Origin of the sequence: Mesoflavibacter profundi, assembly GCF_014764305.1 — a bacterium.
Lineage (GTDB): Bacteria > Bacteroidota > Bacteroidia > Flavobacteriales > Flavobacteriaceae > Mesoflavibacter > Mesoflavibacter profundi.
On record NZ_CP061703.1, the window covers coordinates 2,203,254 to 2,223,522 of the forward strand.

Here is a 20,269-nt window from a genome sequence, read left to right on the forward strand (position 1 = left end):
GAAACAATATTAAAAATGAAATACATATTAACTTTTTTCATCTTTACATTATCTGCAACAGCAATGCTAGGACAACAGTTTAATCAGTTTGATAGTAATGGTAAACGTCATGGAAAATGGAAGAAAAATTTTGAAGGTACAGAAGTACTAAGGTACGAAGGTCAATTTGACCATGGTAAAGAAGTTGGTATTTTTAAATTTTACCAAAACTTAGAAAATAAAGCAGTATTAGCAGCAACCAGAAGTTTTACTAAAGATTCAGATTTAGCGCAAGTTGTATTTTACACATCAACAGGAAAAAAAGTTAGTGAAGGGACAATGCGAGGTAAAACTTACGTGGGTAAATGGACGTATTATCATAAAAATAGTGACCAATTAATGACATCTGAATTCTATAATGATAAAGGCGAATTAAACGGATTAAGAACGACCTATTATCTAAACGGAAATTTAGCAGAAAAGGCAAACTATAAAAACGGAAAATTAGATGGACTATCACAATGGTTTTCTGGTGATGGTATCTTAATTAGAGAATACAACTATTTGGAAAATAAATTGCATGGTTTATATAAGTCTTACGACGAAAAAGGAAATTTAGTTATAGAAGGACAGTATAAAAATGATTACCGTCATGGGATTTGGAAAACTTATAAAAACGGTAAACTTTTAGAAGAAAAAGATGAAACCAGACGCAGCAAAAATCCTTATAAAAAACAATAACAAAAACGCCTCGAATTTTCGAGGCGTTTTGACTTAAAAATGGTTAAAATAGCTATAAATTTTGTAGAATAATTTTAACCATTCAAATAAACATCAACTAACTAAAACCTATTGCGGTGGCAATATAACTTTATCTATTGCATGTACAACACCATTCGTAGCTTGAATATCTACAAGTGTTGTAATTATATTACTTGTTCTATTATTAGCATCTACTAATGTAAAGTTGGTAGCATCTGCTGTTATGTTTCCTCCTAATGTATTAACTGTTCCAGATGTTAATTGGCTAGATTGTACATTCGCAGCAACAATGTGGTACGTTAATACAGCATCTACTGTCGCTGTTGGTAAATCTGTTAAAGCATTTGCGTTAAGCTCGGTTAATAAATCTCCAAAAGCAGCATCTGTAGGAGCAAAAACTGTAAAAGGTCCAGCATCTGCATCAGATACTGTATTTATGTAAGGTACAGTAGGCATTCCTGTGTCTGCATATTGTAATGCAGCTACTAGATTAGATAATGCTGGGTTAGAAGTTGCAAATGTAGCTATTGTTGGTAAGTCTATAACAGAATCTACAGCATGAATAATTCCATTAGTTCCTACTATATCTGCTGTTGTAACTGTAGAAGATCCGTTAAACATAACGCCGTTAGAAGTATTAAAATAGATACTTAAATTGGTCATATTTGGACCAGAAGCGTTTGTATTAGAATAACCTTCAACTAAAGTAGTTAAATCTGTAGATGTTATAGCTCCACTAATTACATGGTTTAATAAGATTTGAGATAATACACCAGCATCAACATCGGCTAAATCTGCTCCGTCTAAAAATGTAGTAAAAGCAGCATCATCTGGCGCTAATACTGTAAATGGTCCTTCTCCAGATAATACTGTAACAAGATCTCCTTCTGCAGCGCCTAATGCAGCAACAAGACTAGAAAAATTAGAATTATTTACCGCATGGTCTACAACAGTTGGTAAAGTAATTACTTGGTCAACAACATGAACTATACCATTTGAAGCCATCACGTCTGGAATTGTCACTTCAGAAGCACTATTAAACATTACACCGTTTGTAGCATCAAACTTTAAACTAATATTTGAATTAGCTGGACCACTTGCAAGAGTACTTGTGTATCCCGATTGTAAATTAATTAAATCTGAAGATGTTACAGTTCCAGAGATCACATGATTTAATAAAGTCTGTTCTAATGCCTCATCAGGTATATCTGCAACAGTATTCCATCCATTATCAGACATAAATTCAGCAAAAGCTTCGTCTGTTGGCGCTAAAACGGTAAAAGGTCCTGGACCGCTTAATGTCACTGTTAAATTAGCTTCTACTACAGCAGCTACTAGACTACTTAAGTTAGGGTTAGATTGTGCTAATTCTACAATGTTTTGTGGTTGTTCTTCAATAACAATAGTTCCGTCATCGTCATCACTACATGACCAGAATACGATAGTTGTTAGTAATAACAACGATAAAAATTTTAAATTTTTCATAGCAATTTTTTATTGGTTTGTAAATTTTGTTTAACAAATGTAATTAAAAGTTAAACAAAAAAATCTTTAAATTATGTTAAAGTTATTTTGGGAATACTTATCAAGTATCTAAATACTTTGTAGAAAGTGATTACTTTTTTTAAATAATGTATCTTTGCATTTGCAAAAAATTAGTGATGAGTAAAAGAGTAGTAGTAGGGCTTTCAGGCGGTGTAGATTCAAGTGTAGCAGCTTATTTGTTACAGCAACAAGGTTACGAAGTTATTGGATTATTTATGAAAAACTGGCATGACGATTCTGTAACAATTTCAGATGAATGTCCTTGGCTAGAAGATAGTAACGACGCCATGTTAGTTGCTAATAAATTAGGTATTCCTTTTCAAACTGTAGATTTAAGCGAGCAGTATAAAGAACGTATTGTAGATTATATGTTTAACGAATATGAAAAAGGTCGTACACCAAATCCAGACGTACTTTGTAATAGAGAAATCAAATTTGATGTCTTTATGAAAATTGCTTTAGACCTTGGTGCAGATTATGTAGCAACAGGTCATTATTGCAGAAAAAGTACGATTGAAAAAGACGGAAAAGAAATTTATCAACTTTTAGCAGGTAAAGACGATAATAAGGATCAATCTTATTTTTTATGTCAATTATCTCAAGACCAATTAGCAAAAGCCTTATTCCCAGTTGGCGAACTTTTAAAACCAGAAGTTAGAGCAATTGCTAAAGAGCAAGACTTAATTACAGCCGATAAAAAAGACTCGCAAGGGTTGTGTTTTATAGGTAAAGTGAGATTACCTGAATTTCTTCAACAACAATTAAAACCAAAAGAAGGTGTTATTGTTGAAGTTGAAAAATCTAATCAAATCTATAATCAAACACAGCCAAACTTCAATAATAAATTAGAAGAACTAGACTTTTTAAGTCAGAAAAAAAGCTACACGTTATCCGATGGAAAAGTAGTAGGCAAGCATCAAGGTGCGCATTATTTTACAAAAGGACAACGTAAAGGATTAGCGGTTGGCGGTACAGTAGAACCACTTTTTGTGATTGAAACCGACGTAAATGAAAACGTGATTTACACAGGTCAAGGTAAAAATCATCCAGGATTATTACGCCATGTGTTATTTGTGTCTAATGACGAATTACATTGGATTCGTGAAGATTTATCAATAAAAGAAGGCGAAACTATGCAAGTTAATGCCAGAATACGATACAGACAACCCTTACAAGATGCCACTTTACATAAAGTAGAAACTGGTTTGTATGTCGAATTTAAAGACGCACAATCTGCAATTACCGAAGGTCAATTTGTCGCGTGGTATTTAGGTGAAGAATTAGTTGGTTCCGGAGTTATTTCTTAAATTGCAGTAACTATAAATGGTTACTGAAATGAAGCAGACTTTACTTATAATTGCTTTTCTAATAAGCTATTCAGTTTTTGCTCAAGAACACGCTTGGGTTTATCTTAATGACAAACCAAATAGTGCAACTGCGTTAGCAAATCCAATTTCAATTTTAACTCAAAAAGCACTAGACCGTAAAGCGGCGCATAATGTTGCTGTAGATTATAATGATGTGCCTGTAGACGAAAGTTTTATATCACAAATCAAAGCCCAAACAGGAATTTCAGTTCTTGCTAAATCCAAATGGTTAAACGTGGTTCATGTATTAGGAACCGAAACCGATATTAATGCCTTAACAGGATTACCTTTTGTTGATCATATCGAATTTGCAGATGATAATCTTAATGCAAGACAATCTCAAAATCAGAATAAATTTAATATCGAATCAAGCCAAACGGTTTTTAATTACGGAAGCGCTGCTAACCAAATAGAAATGTTTAATGGCGACGATTTGCATCTAGCAGATTTTACAGGAACAGGAATGACCGTTGCGGTTTTAGATGCAGGTTTCCCAAATGTGCAAACCATGTCAGGCTTCAACCGTTTAAATACCAATAACGGAATTTTAGGCGGATATGATTTTGTAGATAGAAATCCAGACGTATATGCTTACACAGGAAATGCACACGGAACATGGGTTTTAAGTGATATGGCTGGTTATGTCCAAGACCAATTTGTTGGTACTGCTCCAGATGCAGAATATTATTTATTTAGAACCGAAAACGCAGCTACAGAAACTCCAATTGAAGAAACACTTTGGGTTGAAGCCGCAGAACGTGCAGATAGTTTGGGTGTAGATGTGATTAATACATCACTTGGTTACACTACTTTTGATAATCCAAATTATAGTTATACTCCAGCCGAAATGGATGGGCAAACCGCGTTTATAACTCGTGGAGCTAATTTTGCAGCCCAAAAAGGAATGTTATTGGTTAATTCTGCAGGAAATTCTGGTAATTCTTCATGGCAAATTGTTGGTGCGCCAGCAGATTCGCCTAACGTATTAAGTGTTGGAGCAGTCAATGCATCTGGTAATTACGCCTCGTTTAGTTCTCAAGGAAGTAGCGCACAACCAACACAAAAACCAGACGTTGTAGCGCAAGGTCAAGCAAGTTATGTAATTGGTACAAACGATGCTATTATTACATTAAACGGTACTTCGTTTAGCTCACCAATATTAGCTGGCGGCGTTGTATGTTTGTGGCAAGCATTACCAACATTAAACAATCAGCAAATTATGCAATTGGTTCGTGAATCTGCTTCACAATACAATAGTCCTGATAACTTTTTAGGTTATGGAATTCCTGATTTATCATTAGCATTAGCAAATGGATTGTCTTTGGTCGAATTTCAGAATGAAAATACTAAACTAAAAGTATATCCTAATCCAGTAAGTAATTTATTGTATGTTGAAATTCCTAGCCAATATGATACTGCAAACGTAAAATTATATGATATTTTAGGGAAAAAAGTACTTGAAAAAACAGTGTCTTCAACACAGAAAAAAATCAATGTAAGTAATCTATCTAAAGGTGTTTATTTAGCAAAAATTGAAGCTAACGGATTAAGTATCACCAAAAAAATTATAAAAAATTAGTTTTAAAAAAACTTAAACTTTCGCAAAAATTAAAAGTAAAATTTAATTCACCTCGAGCGCAGTCGAGAGGTCATAAATCAACAACTCAATAATAAAAATGCAAAATAGAATTACAGACTTATTCAATATTAAATATCCAATAGTACAAGGCGGAATGATTTGGAATAGCGGTTGGCGATTAGCTTCTGCTGCAAGTAATTCAGGAATTTTAGGTTTAATAGGCGCAGGAAGTATGTATCCAGATGTGCTAAGAGAACATATTCAAAAATGTAAACAAGCAACCGATAAACCTTTTGGGGTAAACGTGCCAATGTTATATCCTAACATTGAGGAGATTATGAATATTATTGTTGAAGAAGGTGTGAAGATTGTATTTACTTCTGCAGGAAATCCAAAAACTTGGACTAAATGGTTGCAAGACAAAGGGATAACCGTTGTACACGTGGTTAGTAGTGTGAAATTTGCATTAAAAGCGCAAGATGCTGGTGTAGATGCTGTTGTTGCAGAAGGTTTTGAAGCTGGCGGACATAACGGTCGTGACGAGACAACAACACTTACGCTAATACCAATGGTAAAAGAACATTTAAAAATTCCTTTATTGGCAGCAGGCGGTATCGCAACAGGAAAAGCTATGTTGGCATGTATGGTTTTAGGCGCAGATGGCGTACAAGTTGGTAGTCGTTTTGTAGCGAGTACAGAAAGTAGTGCGCATCAAGCTTTTAAACAAGTCGTTGTTGATGCTAAAGAAGGCGATACGCAATTAACTTTGAAAGAATTAGCGCCAGTACGATTAATAAAAAATAAGTTTTTTAATGATGTTGAAGCATTGTATAAAACAGCTCCAACACCAGAACAACTTAAAGAATTATTAGGTCGTGCTCGAGCAAAAAAAGGAATGTTTGAAGGCGATTTAGATGAAGGTGAGCTTGAAATTGGACAAATTTCAGGATTAATTCATGACATAAAACCAGTTGCTGAGATTGTAAAAGAGATGGTTGATGAGTTTGAAAAGGCTAAAAAAGATGTGGCTAATTTTTAACGAATTATTAAAATAACTTTCTATAAAAATTTCTGCTTAAAACCACTACTTTTGCTTCATGGTTTTGAGCAATTACACAAAAGAGTTTAAGTACAATTGGCAACTAGCAGCACCAGTCATGTTAGGTATGTTAGGACATACCTTTGTTAGTTTTATAGACAACATTATGGTTGGTCAATTAGGTACGGCGCAGTTAGCAGCTGTGTCTTTAGGCAATAGTTTTATGTTTATAGCTATGTCTTTAGGTATTGGTTTTAGTACAGCTATTACACCTTTGGTAGCCGAGGCAGATGGAGCAAACGATTTTGCTAAAGGAAAATCTGCTTTTAAACACGGATTATTTTTATGTACTGTTTTAGGTGTGTTGTTGTTTCTGTTAGTGTTTTTTGCGAAACCATTAATGTATTTAATGAAGCAACCAGTTGAGGTTGTAGAATTAGCTATTCCGTATTTAGATTTGGTCGCATTTTCTTTGATACCTTTAGTAGTTTTTCAAGCATTTAAACAATTTAGTGATGGATTGTCTTTAACCAAATATCCAATGTATGCCACTATAGTAGCCAACGTGGTTAATGTTGGTTTTAACTATGTGCTTATCTTTGGTAAGTTTGGTTTTCCAGAAATGGGTATAGTTGGTGCAGCTTATGGTACTTTAATATCTCGTTTTGTAATGGTAGCACATATTTGGTGGTTATTAAAAGGACGAGAAAAATCAAAACACTTTGTTACCAATATTAAAATATTGGTTTTAGACAAAACAATGATTAATAAACTTATTGGTCTTGGTGCACCAAGTGCAATGCAAATGTTTTTTGAAGTTGCTATTTTTACAGCAGCAATCTGGTTAAGTGGCTTGTTAGGTAAAAATCCGCAAGCAGCAAATCAAATCGCTTTAAATTTAAGCTCTATGACTTTTATGGTCGCAATGGGATTAAGTGTAGCGTCTATGATTAGAGTAGGTAACCAAAAAGGACTTCAAAAATATTTTGAGTTACGTCGTATTGCATTCTCGTTGTTTTTATTAGGATTTATTTTTGCGGTAGTTTTCGGAATTTTATTCTTGATTTTTAATGAAGCTTTGCCAAAACTGTACGTAGATTTTGATGATGTAATAAATTTTAAAGACAATACTGAAGTTGTCACAATAGCATCACAGTTACTAATTGCGTCAGCTATTTTTCAAATTAGTGATAGTTTACAAGTCATTGTTTTAGGCGCTTTGCGTGGCTTGCAAGATGTAAAAATACCAACACTAATCACGTTTATTGCCTATTGGTTAATTGGTTTTCCTATAAGCTGGATTTTAGGAAAAGAAGATGCGTACGGAAGCTTTGGAATTTGGATTGGTTTATTAGCAGGCTTAACTAGTGCTGCAATTTTATTGTTTATTAGGTTTAATTATCTTACAAAAAAACTTTTGGTTACTCATTCTTAAAGTTTTTTAAGTATTTAAAGTGTCTAAAGTGTCTAAAGTGTCTAAAATGATTAGAGTGTCTAGAGTGTTTAAAGTATTGGATAATACTCAAGATTAATTATTTCTGTTGGTTATATTTGTTTAAACAATAAGTGATTATGACCAATAAAGAATTTGCTAAAGTTTTAGAAAAAAGAACAATAACATTTGCTATTAAAATCTTAAAATTATCAGGAAGTTTACCCAATACGCCAGAAGCACTTGTATAGAGAAATCAATTATCAAAATCAGGAACTAGCATTGGAGCAAATTATAGAGAAGCCAATAGAAGTAGAAGCACAAAAGACTTTTCTAATAAACTAAAAATATCTTTAGCAGAAGCTAGCGAAACAGATTATTGGTTAGAAATTATAGAAGAATTAGGTTTTGTTGAAAGTAAAAATTTAAAAGAAATAAGAAATGAAGCAAAAGAACTACTCGCACTTTTCACTTCTATCGCAAATAAGTTTTAACTTTGAAAAATAAAAAAATATTGTATCAAAAGTACTCATAACTTTAGCCACTTTAAATACTTTTAACTTTAGACACTAATTAAATGGAACTACCAAAATACATATTAGGCGATAATACAGATTTTCCAAACGCAATTTTTGTAATTCATACCGATTTTCCTCGATTTATTATTAATTTAGAGGACGATGAAGTAGAATGGCTTGAAGATTTTGATCAACATGATGAAAAACAACTTGAGCTAGAAATGGAAAATTTAATCAACGAAGCTACCGCATTTTACGATAGAGAAGTAGCTAGATATGAAGACTAATTAAATGCTTGAACAACTTTTAGAACTAGATCAACAACTTTTTTTATATTTAAATAACTTAGGAAGTCCAACTTGGGACGGATTTTGGCTATTTTATACAGATAAATTACATTGGATTCCTTTTTACGCTGTCCTTTTCTTTTTTATGTATAAAAAAAGAAATGATAAATCTATTATTCTAACCGCAGTTGTTGTAGCGTTAATGATCTTATTTACAGATCAAGTAACAAACTTATTTAAGCATGGTTTGCAACGACCAAGACCTTGTCATGTAGAAGAATTATCTAATGTAATGCGATTAGTAAAATCTTGGTGTGGCGGCGCATATGGCTATTTTTCTGGACATGCAAGTAATAGTATGGCAGTTGCTATATTTTCTGGAATGATGTTAAAATATCGTTTTAAATACTTGATATATTTTATGATAATTTGGGCTATTGCAATGGGCTTTAGTCGTATCTATATTGGTGTGCATTACCCATTAGATGTACTTACAGGAATGATTTTTGGCGGACTTTCAGGATATATGTTTTATAGGTTTGAAGGCTACTTACATAAGCGTTTTACACTTAGATAATTTTTATTTTCTGCTTAATTCATAATAGTCAAACGTCAATCGGTCTTTGTATTGGCGACTTTCAGGTTCCGCTTCATTTAAATCAAAACGATTTATCTTTTCAATGTTGAAATATGGATTTAAGACATCCATATGTTCTTTAGATAATCCGTAAGTTAACAATCCAAATTTTGAGTCTTTTGGAAGACTTTCAATAGTATTTAAATTATGAATTGTTGGAATTTTTTCACCGTACTGCCAAATGGTTTCTGGAGTAGCATCACCAAAGCTATAAGTTTTAATACCGTCGGTTTCATTCTTCTGTAATAACTTAGAAATTGGTTTATAGTTTTCGCTTGTAAAGGTTTTAAAAACAGGTAAGCCAAAAGTAAAAATAGAAGCAAAAAAGACTACTGTTAGTAAAAATACATGCTTAATTTTCTTCTTGTATAGTTGCGTTAATATTAAAATTGAAATAACTAAAAGCACAAATCCAAATACAGAAAAGGTAACGATATGATTATGGAATTGTTCATAAAACAAATATGCTAATCCAAATGGAGCTACTAGACCTATAATTGCAATTAATATGAAATTGAAATACACTGGAATAGTTTCTTTTTTGCTATCTAAATATTTAAATCTTCTAAATAAATATTCTATATAAAATCCCGTATTTAGTGCTAACGGAATTAAAACAGGCATTAAGTATCTCGATTTTTTTTCTGGAATAATTGAAAGCAAGATAACAGCAATTACAGTCCATAAAAACGTGAATTTATAAGCTTTGTAATGAATAGCTCTACGTTTCATGTAAGGATACAATAACCCAATAAATGCAGGAATAGTCCAAATTCCGCTTTGCGTAAAAAAGCTCCAATAATAATAAAAAGGTCTAACATTGTAGCTTGTCCAATTTGCAGTTTCTTTACTTGTTATAGCTTCAAAAGTTTTAGGATCTTCTAGTCTTACGTATAAATACCAACTACCGCCTAAAATTAGAGCAAGTACCAAAATAGTAATTAAAGCTGGTAGTTTATATGTTATATTATTGAATTTAAATGTTAGTGCAAACGCAATTAAAAACGGTAATAACAGTGCGTAAAACGAAACAGGTCCTTTACTTAATAAGGAAGCAGCAATACCTAAACTTGCTAAAATGACGTGTTGCCAATTAACAGTTTCATTTTTAAATAAAAGAAACAAATAGTAAATAGCCACCATCATAAATCCGTGAGTAAAAACATCCCAAGGTGCTTCTATGGTAATGCCAATTACATAAAAAGAGGTAATTAAAATAAAAGCATTTATAGCACTATGCGCTCTACTTTTTAAAATGAATTTAGACAATTTAAAGGTGAAAATAGCTAAAACCATAACCATTAATATAGCTGGTAATCGCATTCCAAAAACGCTCTTTACACCAAATACTAATCCAGAAAATGCAGTAAGCCACGTTGGTAAAGGTGGTTTTTGATAACGTGGTACACCATTCATTGTGGTTAGTAACCAATTGTTATCTGTAATCATTTCTCTAGCGGTAATAAAATTACGCGCTTCCATAATTGTAACTTGTAAACTGTCTAGATTTGGTAGCAACATAATGCTAATAAATAAACACAGTATTACAATTGGATTACTTTTTATGTATTTAGGCATATTGTTTTTTTAAAATTATTAGATTTCTTACGTAAATGGTAGCACCAAGTAAATGACCGACTAAAAGCACTGGATCTTTTCTAAAAATAGCGTACGTTAAAATAAGAATAGATCCAATTAAACTTAATGCCCAAAAGCCAAAAGGTAAGGAAGATTCTTTATGTTTTTCAGAATACATCCATTGGTACACAAATCTAAAGGTAAATACAATTTGCGATATTATTCCTAAAAGCAATAACCAAAGTGGAATAGCTTCGTTTTTAAATAGTTTTACAGTATCAATTTCATTATTATTAAAATAGAAAACGGTAACAAAAACAGGCATTAATAACAATATCCATTGCATTAGTTTTGGATAGTTTTTCCATTGATTTTGTAGTTGAAGATTTCTAATGTAGATATAATACGTTAAGCCTTGACCGAGCATTATTGCAAAGTCATTACGTAAATAGCCATAAATAAATAACAGGAAAGAAGCTATTAAACTTAAAGTCCAAAATAGAGTAGGTGTTATAACTTTTTTTTGCTTTTCGCTAGTAATCCATTGTATAATTAACCTAGAAGAAAATAAGATTTGCGCTAAAAAGCCAATACTATAAATTAACCAATCACTCATCTATTTTTTCTTAGCAACTTCGTAATTAATGTACTTTTTTTTCATCCATAAATATGCAAAACAATCCATTAATGGACCTAAAAGCCTATTCCAAAGCCCAAATTTAGCTTGACCAGCAATACGAGGAAAATGTTGCACAGGAACTTGTTTTACTTTACCGTTTTGTAATAATATCATAGCCGGTAAAAAACGATGTAGTCCTTTAAACATTGGTATGCGTTTGGCGTAATCTGTTCGTATTACTTTTAATGGGCAACCAGTATCGTCCATACCGTCTTTTGTAAAAGCACGTCTAATACCATTTGCAATTTTAGACGACATATTTTTTACAAAACTATCCTTACGATTTGCACGTACGCCAGTTACTAATTGATACTCATTAATATGTTCTAAAAGTAAATTAAAATCTGAAGGCGCAGTTTGTAAATCCGAATCTATATAACCAACAAAAGGTGTATCTGTGTAATCAAAGCCTGCTTTTATTGCAGCACTTAAACCTCTATTTTCTTTAAAAAGAATGTAGTAAAAAGCCTCATTACGATTACAAATGTCTTCTATTAATTGCTGGCTTTTATCCTTAGAACCATCATTTACAAATAAGATTTTAGTAGTCTTAGTAGCTATTTTTGTGTAAGCTAAAAGTTCTTTTTCTACTCTTGCTAAATTGTCCTCTTCATTATAAACAGGAACTATAATTGTAAATTCGTAATTCATTATACATGGCTTAGTCTTGCAAAAGTATTATTTTTTATGAATAGCAATTTAAGTTTCACTTAAAAGTTGTTATTTTGTTAAACATTATAATTTTTTAATGAATATATTAGTTACAGGAGCAGCAGGATTTATAGGTTCTCATACCGCAGAACGTTTACAAGAATTAGGACATCATGTTATTGGAGTAGATAATTTTAATGATTATTACAGTTTAGAATTAAAACAACTAAATGAAAATGCTTTAAAAGACAAAGGTATTTCTGTTATGCATTTAGATTTAAGAGATGCTAATGCTTTAGAAAAATTACCTAAGCATATAAACTATATTTTTCATTACGCTGCACAACCAGGAATATCTGTAACATCTACTTTTGAAGATTATTTTACTAACAATGTAATTGCAACTAAAAACCTTATTGACTATGCTTTACAATTAGAAGATTTAAAATTGTTTGTAAACATAGCAACATCTTCTATTTATGGCTTAGAGGCTACGTTCACCGAAGATGTAGCGCCAAAACCTGCTTCGCATTATGGTGTAACCAAGTTAACTGCTGAACAATTAGTACTTCAAAAAAGCAGAGAACAGCAGTTTAAATCTTGTTCTTTAAGGTTGTATTCTGTCATTGGTCCACGTGAACGTCCAGAGAAAATGTACACTAAGCTTATTGCTTGTGGTTTAAATGATGAAGCTTTTCCTTTGTATGAAGGCAGTGATAAACATTTACGAAGCTTTACTTATGTAGGCGATATTGTTGATGGTGTTGTAAGCGTTATTGATAATGAAAATAAAGTAAATGGCGAAATTATTAACCTAGGAACAGAAGTTGAACATACGACCAAAGAAGGTATAGAAGCAGTAGAACAAGTTCTAGGAAAATCTATAAAAATTGAAGTTATCCCTAAACGTGCAGGTGATCAATTACGTACAAAAGCTAATATAGATAAAGCTAGAACGCTACTTAATTATAATCCAAAAACAACCTTGTTAGAAGCGGTAAAGAAGCAAGTAGAATGGTATAAGGAAAACTTTTAGTTATTTTAATCCTAATAAATATTCAGCAGCAACAAAAGGTGTAGTTTTATTAGCTTCTATTAAATCCAATTGTTTTTGTAATTCTATTTTTATGGTAGGATGATTAAAAAAATCACTTTTTAATTGTTCTTCAATAGTTTGAAGTAGCCAAAATTTATTTTGTTCTTTTCGTTTATGATTAAAAAACGAATTTTCTGTAGTTAATAAAATGTAATCATTAATTACAGACCAAATATTATCAATACCTTCATTTTTTAGTCCGCTACACAAAGTGACTTTAGGTTGCCAAGTAGAAGCTTTAGGAGGATAAAGATGTAAAGCACGGTTAAATTCAACTTTAGCTAGTTTAGCAGCTTTTAGATTGTCTCCGTCGGCTTTATTAATAGCAATAGCATCTGCCATTTCAATAATTCCACGTTTTATACCTTGTAATTCGTCTCCTGCACCAGCTAATTTTAAAAGTAGAAAGAAATCTACCATGCTATGTACAGCAGTTTCACTTTGTCCAACACCAACAGTTTCAATTAAAATAGTATTGAATCCAGCAGCTTCACATAATATTATAGTTTCTCTAGTTTTTCTGGCTACGCCACCAAGTGAATCTCCAGAAGCTGAAGGACGTATGTAAGCATTAGGATTATTTACTAAAGATTCCATTCTAGTTTTATCACCTAAAATACTTCCTTTGGTTAAAGTACTACTTGGATCTACCGCAAGAACAGCTACTTTTTTTTCTTGAGTCGTTAGATAATTACCAAAAGCTTCTATAAAAGTACTTTTTCCAACACCAGGAACGCCTGTAATACCAATCCTAACTGATTTGTTAGCATGCGGTAAGCAAGCTTTAATAATTTGATTTGCTTGAGAATTATGGTTAGGATTTTTACTTTCTACAATAGTAATAGCTTGGCTTAGTGCAGTGATATCTCCGTTTAGTAACGCATTAATTAGATCTTGCGTATTGCGTTTAGACTTACGTTTGGCTTTTAATTTTGCAATAGCTTTGGCATTAGTACTTTTAGTGTCTAAAACACCTTCTTTTTCTGATAATGCCGATTTATGTTGCGATTTTTTTGCCAATTAAATAGTTGGTATTTATCTATTTAAAGGGATTTCTATTTTAACAATATCCCAAGCCATAGTCATTTTTAAATCATCTGTGGAGTTATCAAATGCGATAGTAAATTGCTCTACAGGACTTTTTAATTTCTCTACAGGAACTTCAGCTTCGATAATATCAAAATTTGGATCCCACATTGGTTCCATTTTTTCATTTACTCCCCATTCGTATAGTTTAGAATTAAACATAACTTTCCAGGTCTTTTCCATTGGAACAGTCCAAATTGTGTATTTTCCTTTAGGAAGATACATGCCTTGAATTGTTAGGTCTTGATTAGTTTCAAAAGTAGTAGCTTCGTTTGCACCAGTTCTCCAAACTTGATCAAATGGGACTAAAGCACCAAAAATTTGACGGTTTCTTTTAGAAGGTCTATTGTAAAATACTTCTAATTTTAAATCGTCTACTTTAAATGCAACAGTTTTAGGTGGACTTAAACGCTGTTCAAAAACACCAGTTTTTGTAAAAAATTGATATCCTAATACCGAAATTGCTAAAAGTATTAATGCGTAAATTACCCACTTTAAAAATGTATTCATTCTAAAACTAAAGATTAATTAAGTTAACAAAATTAAATTAAATTAATTGAATATACGCATAACGAAAAATTAATTTAGATGTTATCTTTACATGCCCTAAAAAAAGAAATTATGCTAACTGAAAAATTACTTAAAACTATCCAACCTGCTTCAATTAATGTAATTGATTCTTCAATTAAAAAGTCAGATTATATTCCAATCGATTTGTCTAAAAATAACAACGATTTGTTGCAGTTTGACGTGTCTTCTTCTAGTGCTTGGGAAAAATATATTAATGACTATTTAAAATCAAATCAAAAAGAATTAGCGTATGGTGGTTATTTAGAAACTAGAAATCTATACGACAGAAGTAGTTATTTTAATACTGTATCTAAAGAAAATCAAAGAAATATTCATATAGGACTTGATTTATGGTGTCCAGCAAACACAAACGTTTTAGCTGCTTTTAATGGTGTTGTACATAGTTTTAATAACAACACAAATTTTGGTGATTATGGACCTACAATAATTTTAAAACACCAAATAGACAATTTTAGTTTTTACACTTTATACGGACATTTATCTATAAATTCTTTAGAAAAATTAGCTAAAGGTAAAGAGGTTAAGCAAGGTGAAGTTATAGCGCAATTAGGAACAGCCGAAGTAAACGGAGATTACGCGCCACATCTTCATTTTCAAATTATTATTGACATAGAAGAAAAAGAAGGAGATTATCCTGGTGTTTGTAGTCTTAAAGATTTAGATTTTTATACTAAAAACACAATAGATCCAAAATTAGTTTTAGGTTTAGATTAACTAAAAAGGTTTAAATCTCTTTTGTATTTATATTCTGTAGGATGTAATAAAGCTAGGTATATTATTAGAATACATCCAAACAAGATAAATTCTGGTTTTAGAATTAAAATTAAAAAAGCTGCACCTTCAATAATTGCCCATCTAGCAATATTGGCGCTTTGATAATTTAGTAAAATCTGTTGTTGGTCTTGAGTAGTATCAATTTTAGAAATTAATTGTTTATATAGTAATTGACTAATAAAATATGCGATTAAGGGTATTAAAGCATAAAATAAATCTTCACTATTCACTTTTGGAAAAGATAAATTTTTAATATCAATACTATTATTGTTTAATACAATATAAGCTAGTATAAGACCTATTACTAAGGCTATATGGATAATTTTAAAAACTTTAAATTGTTGTTGCATGATTATTTATCTAATAGTTTCTATTTTACCATAAATATTACGATGTGCTAAAGATTTTCCGAAGAAAAATCCAGCAATAACACTAATTCCATCACAAATGTAAAACCATGTAGGAGAAGGGATCATGATCCAATTTGCAACAGTCGCAAACACCATAAAAGCAGCTACGATGTAAGCTGGTATTATAGATGTTTTTGAAATTAGTCCTGCAACATACATACCTATAGCTAGTCCAACGCCATGTGCAATTATAACAGCAAACATAGCGCCTTTTGGTATCGCTTCTATATTATTTTTTAACCATTCCATATTAGAAGGTTCTGCACCTTCTGGAAATGGGAAAAAAGTGTGTCCTAATTTTTCTATGATAAATATTGAAAGGCTAGAAGCAATTAACCCTACAATAGTTGCTAATATATTTTTAAGCATAAATTTTGATTTAGTTAGTTAAATAAAATTACAAAAAAATCTCAAAGCAAATACTTTGAGATTTTTTAATTGATTATAATTTAATTTTTAGTTATTCACTAAAACCCATTCTCCTTTAGCAATTAAAGGCTCTGCTTGTTTGTATTTAACTGTTTTATTTTCGCCAGTCATAACATTTTTTATAGTTACTCTATCATTACGACCTATTTTAGGTTGGTCTCTTACAATAGTTTCTATAACTTGTTGTTGCGGTTGCGTATTTGAAGCAGCTCTGTTTTGCGCAGCACGTTCGTCAAGGTTCGGAATTTCGTCTTTTTGAGTTTTAAGATTTTCTTTTTGACGCACCTGTTTTGCTTCACTAATTGCATTTGTAGTTTCAGTAGGAAGTTCACCTTTAAATAAAAATGAAATAACGTCTTTATTTACACTGTCTATCATACCTTTAAACAGTTCAAAAGCTTCAAACTTGTAAATTAATAAAGGATCTTTTTGCTCGTGTACTGCTAACTGTACAGATTGTTTTAACTCATCCATTTTACGTAAATGAGTTTTCCAAGCATCATCGATAATGGCAAGTGTTATGTTTTTTTCAAAGTCTGTTATTAGCTGTTTTCCTTTAGTTTCGTATGCTTTTTCTAAATCGGTAACCACTTGTAATGTTTTAGTTCCATCGGTAAATGGTACTACAATACGTTTGTAACGATCACGTTGGTTTTCGTAAACATTTTCTATAACAGGGAAAGCAATTTCGGCATTGCGTTCCATTTTGTTTTTATAATGATCAAACGCTGCTTTGTATATGGTTTGCGCTATATCTAAAGCTGATAATTTATTGAATTCTGCTTCAGAAATTGGTGACGACATTGAGAAGAATCTAATTAATTCAAATTCAAAATTCTTAAAGTCGTTTGCGTTTTTATTAGTTTCAGCAATTAACTCAGACGTATCATAAAGCATATTTGCTAAATCTACTCTTAATCTTTCACCAAATAATGCATGATAACGACGCTTGTAAACGACTTCACGTTGCGAGTTCATTACATCATCATATTCAAGAAGACGTTTACGTACACCAAATTGGTTTTCTTCTACCTTTTTCTGTGCACGCTCAATAGATTTTGAAATCATAGAATGCTGAATCACTTCGCCTTCTTTTAATCCCATTCTATCCATCATTTTGGCAATACGTTCGCTACCAAAAAGACGCATTAAGTTATCTTCTAACGATACGTAAAATTGTGAGCTTCCAGGATCACCTTGTCTACCAGCACGACCACGTAACTGTCTGTCTACACGGCGCGAATCATGACGTTCTGTACCAATAATTGCTAATCCGCCAGCAGCTTTAACTTCGTCTGATAATTTAATATCTGTACCACGACCAGCCATGTTTGTTGCAATGGTTACTTGTCCTGGTTTACCTGCATCTGCTACAATATCTGCTTCTTTTTTATGAAGTTTTGCATTTAAGACATTATGAGGTATTTTCCGTATAGAAAGCATTTTACCTAGTAATTCTGAGATTTCTACACTTGTGGTACCAATTAATACTGGTCGTCCAGCTTGAGAAAGTTTTGTTACTTCCTCTATAACTGCATTATACTTTTCACGCTTTGTTTTATATACTAAATCTTCACGGTCGTCTCTTGCAATTGGTCTATTTGTTGGTATTTCTACAACATCTAGTTTGTAAATTTCCCAGAATTCTCCAGCTTCGGTCACAGCAGTACCTGTCATACCGGCAAGTTTACGGTACATACGGAAGTAATTTTGCAATGTAATTGTAGCAAAAGTTTGTGTTGCATCTTCAATCTTTACATTTTCTTTTGCTTCTATTGCTTGATGTAAACCGTCTGAGTAACGACGACCATCCATTATACGACCAGTTTGCTCGTCTACAATCATTACTTTATTATCCATAACTACGTATTGTACGTCTTTTTCAAACAATGCGTAAGCTTTTAATAACTGGTTTAATGTGTGTATACGTTCTGACTTTATAGCAAAATCACGGAATAAATCTTCTTTAAGATTTGCTTCTTCTTCGCTAGAAAGATTTTGGTTTTCTATTTTGGCAATTTCTACACCAATTTCTGGCATGACAAAGAAGTCTGGATTGTCTTTACCAGAAAGATAATCTACACCTTTGTCTGTTAATTCTATTTGATTGTTTTTTTCTTCAATAACATAGTATAACTCCGCATCAATTCTTGGCATTTCGCGGTTGTTATCTTGCATAAAGTAGTTTTCAGTTTTTTGAAGTAGTTGTTTTACACCTTCTTCACTTAAAAACTTAATTAATGCTTTGTTTTTAGGCATACCACGGTACACACGTAATAATTGAAAACCGCCTTCTTTTACGTCTCCATCTGCTATTAATTTTTTAGCAGTTGCTAATACGGTAGTTAAATATTTACGTTGAACGTTAACAATGTCTTCTACTTTAGGTTTTAGTAAAGTAAATTCATGTTCGTCACCTTTTGGTACAGGACCAGAAATGATTAACGGTGTACGTGCATCGTCAATTAATACAGAATCTACCTCGTCTACAATTGCAAAATGGTGCGGACGTTGTACTAAATCTCCTGGTGCATGCGCCATGTTATCACGTAGGTAATCAAAACCAAACTCGTTATTTGTACCATATGTAATATCTGCATTATAAGCTTTACGACGCGCATCACTGTTAGGTTGGTGATAGTCAATACAATCTACACTTAACCCATGGAATTGGAAAATAGGAGCCATCCAAGCGCTATCACGTTTTGCTAAGTAATCGTTTACTGTAACAAGATGAACGCCTTTACCTGCTAAAGCATTAAGATATACTGGTAATGTAGCAACTAGTGTTTTACCTTCTCCAGTTTGCATTTCGGCTATTTTACCTTGGTGCATGGCTATACCACCAATTAATTGTACATCGTAATGTACCATATCCCAAGTTACTTCTTTTCCTGCTGCATCCCAAGAGTTAGCCCAAATTGCTTTATCTCCTTCTAGCGTAACATAATCGTGTTCTCCAGAGATTAAACGGTCAAACTCGTTTGCTTCAACAGTTATAGATGTATTGTCTTTAAAACGTTTTGCAGTTTCTTTTACAACAGCAAATGCTTCTGGTAAGATATCGTTTAATACTGCTTCTGTAGCGGTATACGCATCGTCTTTTATTTTATCAATTTCTTGATAAATATCTTCGCGTCTATCTATATCTTCTGTAGCTTCTGCTTCTTGTTCTAAAGTTTCTATTTTAGAGTAAAAAGGTTGTCTAGCATCGGCAATTTTTGCTTTAAACTCTTTTGTTTTATCTCTTAATTGATCTGTAGATAAGGCTTCTAGTGCGCTTTCAAAAGATTTTATTTTATCTACAATTGGCATGATGGCTTTGACGTCTTGTTTAGACTTGTCGCCAACAAACATTTTTAATACAGAATTTAAAAAACTCATAGTTTTTATATTATTTATTTGAAACTTAAATGGTTAAGTTTCGTTGTCTTTTGGTTATCATTGTGTTAGTTTTTGTATTTATGATTAAATACAAAAGTAACCCTTATTAAAAAGGGCTTAAATATACGGTTTTAGCGTAGTAAAGCTAAATTTTAGTCACAAAAAAAGCCTCTATTTAGAGACTTTTTAATTGTTTTATTTAATATTCGTCCTCGTTCCAGAGGTAATCTTCGTCAGTTGGATAATCTGGCCATATTTCTTCGATAGAATCGTAAGAATCTCCTTCGTCTTCAATGGATTGTAAATTTTCTACAACTTCTAAAGGTGCTCCTGTTCTAATTGCGTAATCAATTAGCTCATCTTTAGTAGCTGGCCAAGGTGCATCACTTAAATACGATGCTAATTCTAAAGTCCAATACATTCTTTATTCGTTTTAATTTTTTGCA

General features: G+C 32.1%; 20 protein-coding genes. 10 read left to right on the forward strand and 10 right to left on the reverse strand.

Features of this window, described 5'->3' with window-relative positions; all coding sequences use genetic code 11:
* Positions 1-15: 15 nt before the first annotated feature.
* On the forward strand, positions 16-720 hold the full coding sequence (locus tag IFB02_RS09910) for a toxin-antitoxin system YwqK family antitoxin (RefSeq protein ID WP_191072709.1): 705 nt from the start codon (positions 16-18) through the stop codon (positions 718-720).
* Positions 721-828: 108 nt separating this feature from the next.
* Here IFB02_RS09910 and IFB02_RS09915 read toward each other — a convergent pair whose 3' ends face one another.
* The gene (locus IFB02_RS09915) at positions 829-2,226 is read right to left on the reverse strand and encodes a fasciclin domain-containing protein (protein ID WP_106687217.1); all 1,398 of its coding nucleotides are present in this window, start codon (positions 2,224-2,226) and stop codon (positions 829-831) included.
* A gap of 176 nt (positions 2,227-2,402) precedes the next feature.
* Here IFB02_RS09915 and mnmA point away from each other — a divergent pair, with 176 nt between their 5' ends.
* From mnmA to IFB02_RS09950, 7 genes are all read left to right on the forward strand, one after another.
* Positions 2,403-3,593 carry a tRNA 2-thiouridine(34) synthase MnmA gene (mnmA, locus tag IFB02_RS09920; protein ID WP_106687218.1) on the forward strand — a complete coding sequence of 397 codons (1,191 nt, stop codon included), beginning with the start codon at positions 2,403-2,405 and terminating at the stop codon, positions 3,591-3,593.
* A gap of 28 nt (positions 3,594-3,621) precedes the next feature.
* On the forward strand, positions 3,622-5,232 hold the full coding sequence (locus IFB02_RS09925; protein ID WP_106687335.1) for a S8 family serine peptidase: 1,611 nt from the start codon (positions 3,622-3,624) through the stop codon (positions 5,230-5,232).
* 97 nt (positions 5,233-5,329) lie between these two features.
* Positions 5,330-6,271, forward strand: coding sequence for an NAD(P)H-dependent flavin oxidoreductase (locus tag IFB02_RS09930; protein WP_106687219.1), 942 nt, complete (start codon positions 5,330-5,332; stop codon positions 6,269-6,271).
* Between the two features lie 58 nt (positions 6,272-6,329).
* Positions 6,330-7,706, forward strand: a complete 1,377-nt coding sequence (locus IFB02_RS09935) for an MATE family efflux transporter (RefSeq protein WP_106679437.1) — start codon at positions 6,330-6,332, stop codon at positions 7,704-7,706.
* A gap of 278 nt (positions 7,707-7,984) precedes the next feature.
* Positions 7,985-8,197, forward strand: a complete 213-nt coding sequence (locus IFB02_RS09940) for a four helix bundle protein (protein WP_106687336.1) — start codon at positions 7,985-7,987, stop codon at positions 8,195-8,197.
* Between the two features lie 83 nt (positions 8,198-8,280).
* Positions 8,281-8,508, forward strand: a complete 228-nt coding sequence (locus tag IFB02_RS09945; RefSeq protein ID WP_106687220.1) for a hypothetical protein — start codon at positions 8,281-8,283, stop codon at positions 8,506-8,508.
* A 4-nt stretch (positions 8,509-8,512) separates the two neighbouring features.
* Positions 8,513-9,085: a phosphatase PAP2 family protein gene (locus IFB02_RS09950; protein WP_106687221.1), complete on the forward strand. Its 573-nt coding sequence runs from the start codon at positions 8,513-8,515 to the stop codon at positions 9,083-9,085.
* Positions 9,086-9,088: 3 nt separating this feature from the next.
* Here IFB02_RS09950 and IFB02_RS09955 read toward each other — a convergent pair whose 3' ends face one another.
* The 3 genes from IFB02_RS09955 to IFB02_RS09965 are packed head-to-tail and all read right to left on the reverse strand — an operon-like array spanning position 9,089 to position 12,053.
* Entirely contained in the window at positions 9,089-10,723 is a 1,635-nt protein-coding gene (locus IFB02_RS09955; protein WP_106687222.1) for an ArnT family glycosyltransferase, read from the reverse strand.
* Positions 10,716-11,339, reverse strand: coding sequence for a lipid-A-disaccharide synthase N-terminal domain-containing protein (locus IFB02_RS09960; RefSeq protein ID WP_106687223.1), 624 nt, complete (start codon positions 11,337-11,339; stop codon positions 10,716-10,718). Before IFB02_RS09960 ends, IFB02_RS09955 begins: the two co-directional genes overlap by 8 nt.
* Positions 11,340-12,053 (reverse strand): glycosyltransferase family 2 protein, encoded by a 714-nt coding sequence (locus IFB02_RS09965; protein WP_106687224.1) that lies wholly within the window; start codon positions 12,051-12,053, stop codon positions 11,340-11,342.
* A gap of 97 nt (positions 12,054-12,150) precedes the next feature.
* Here IFB02_RS09965 and IFB02_RS09970 point away from each other — a divergent pair, with 97 nt between their 5' ends.
* A complete protein-coding gene (locus IFB02_RS09970; RefSeq protein ID WP_106687225.1) occupies positions 12,151-13,089 on the forward strand; it encodes an NAD-dependent epimerase/dehydratase family protein in 939 nt (312 codons plus the stop codon).
* On the opposite strand, the gene meaB is transcribed toward IFB02_RS09970, so the two are convergent.
* Positions 13,090-14,169 (reverse strand): methylmalonyl Co-A mutase-associated GTPase MeaB, encoded by a 1,080-nt coding sequence (meaB, locus tag IFB02_RS09975; RefSeq protein ID WP_106687226.1) that lies wholly within the window; start codon positions 14,167-14,169, stop codon positions 13,090-13,092.
* A 15-nt stretch (positions 14,170-14,184) separates the two neighbouring features.
* Positions 14,185-14,745 carry a DUF2911 domain-containing protein gene (locus tag IFB02_RS09980; RefSeq protein ID WP_106687227.1) on the reverse strand — a complete coding sequence of 187 codons (561 nt, stop codon included), beginning with the start codon at positions 14,743-14,745 and terminating at the stop codon, positions 14,185-14,187.
* Positions 14,746-14,856: 111 nt separating this feature from the next.
* Here IFB02_RS09980 and IFB02_RS09985 point away from each other — a divergent pair, with 111 nt between their 5' ends.
* A complete protein-coding gene (locus IFB02_RS09985) occupies positions 14,857-15,540 on the forward strand; it encodes a peptidoglycan DD-metalloendopeptidase family protein (RefSeq protein WP_106687337.1) in 684 nt (227 codons plus the stop codon).
* Here the strand turns inward: IFB02_RS09985 and IFB02_RS09990 are convergent.
* The 4 genes from IFB02_RS09990 to IFB02_RS10005 all read right to left on the reverse strand — a co-directional run bounded on the left by IFB02_RS09990 (position 15,537) and on the right by IFB02_RS10005 (position 20,244).
* Positions 15,537-15,950, reverse strand: a complete 414-nt coding sequence (locus IFB02_RS09990; protein ID WP_106687228.1) for an MFS transporter — start codon at positions 15,948-15,950, stop codon at positions 15,537-15,539. The genes IFB02_RS09985 and IFB02_RS09990 overlap by 4 nt on opposite strands.
* Positions 15,951-15,956: 6 nt before the next feature.
* Entirely contained in the window at positions 15,957-16,379 is a 423-nt protein-coding gene (locus IFB02_RS09995; protein WP_106687229.1) for a hypothetical protein, read from the reverse strand.
* Positions 16,380-16,466: 87 nt separating this feature from the next.
* Entirely contained in the window at positions 16,467-19,823 is a 3,357-nt protein-coding gene (gene secA / locus IFB02_RS10000) for a preprotein translocase subunit SecA (protein WP_191072710.1), read from the reverse strand.
* Between the two features lie 199 nt (positions 19,824-20,022).
* Positions 20,023-20,244, reverse strand: coding sequence for a DUF2795 domain-containing protein (locus tag IFB02_RS10005; RefSeq protein WP_006989959.1), 222 nt, complete (start codon positions 20,242-20,244; stop codon positions 20,023-20,025).
* Positions 20,245-20,269: the final 25 nt, after the last annotated feature.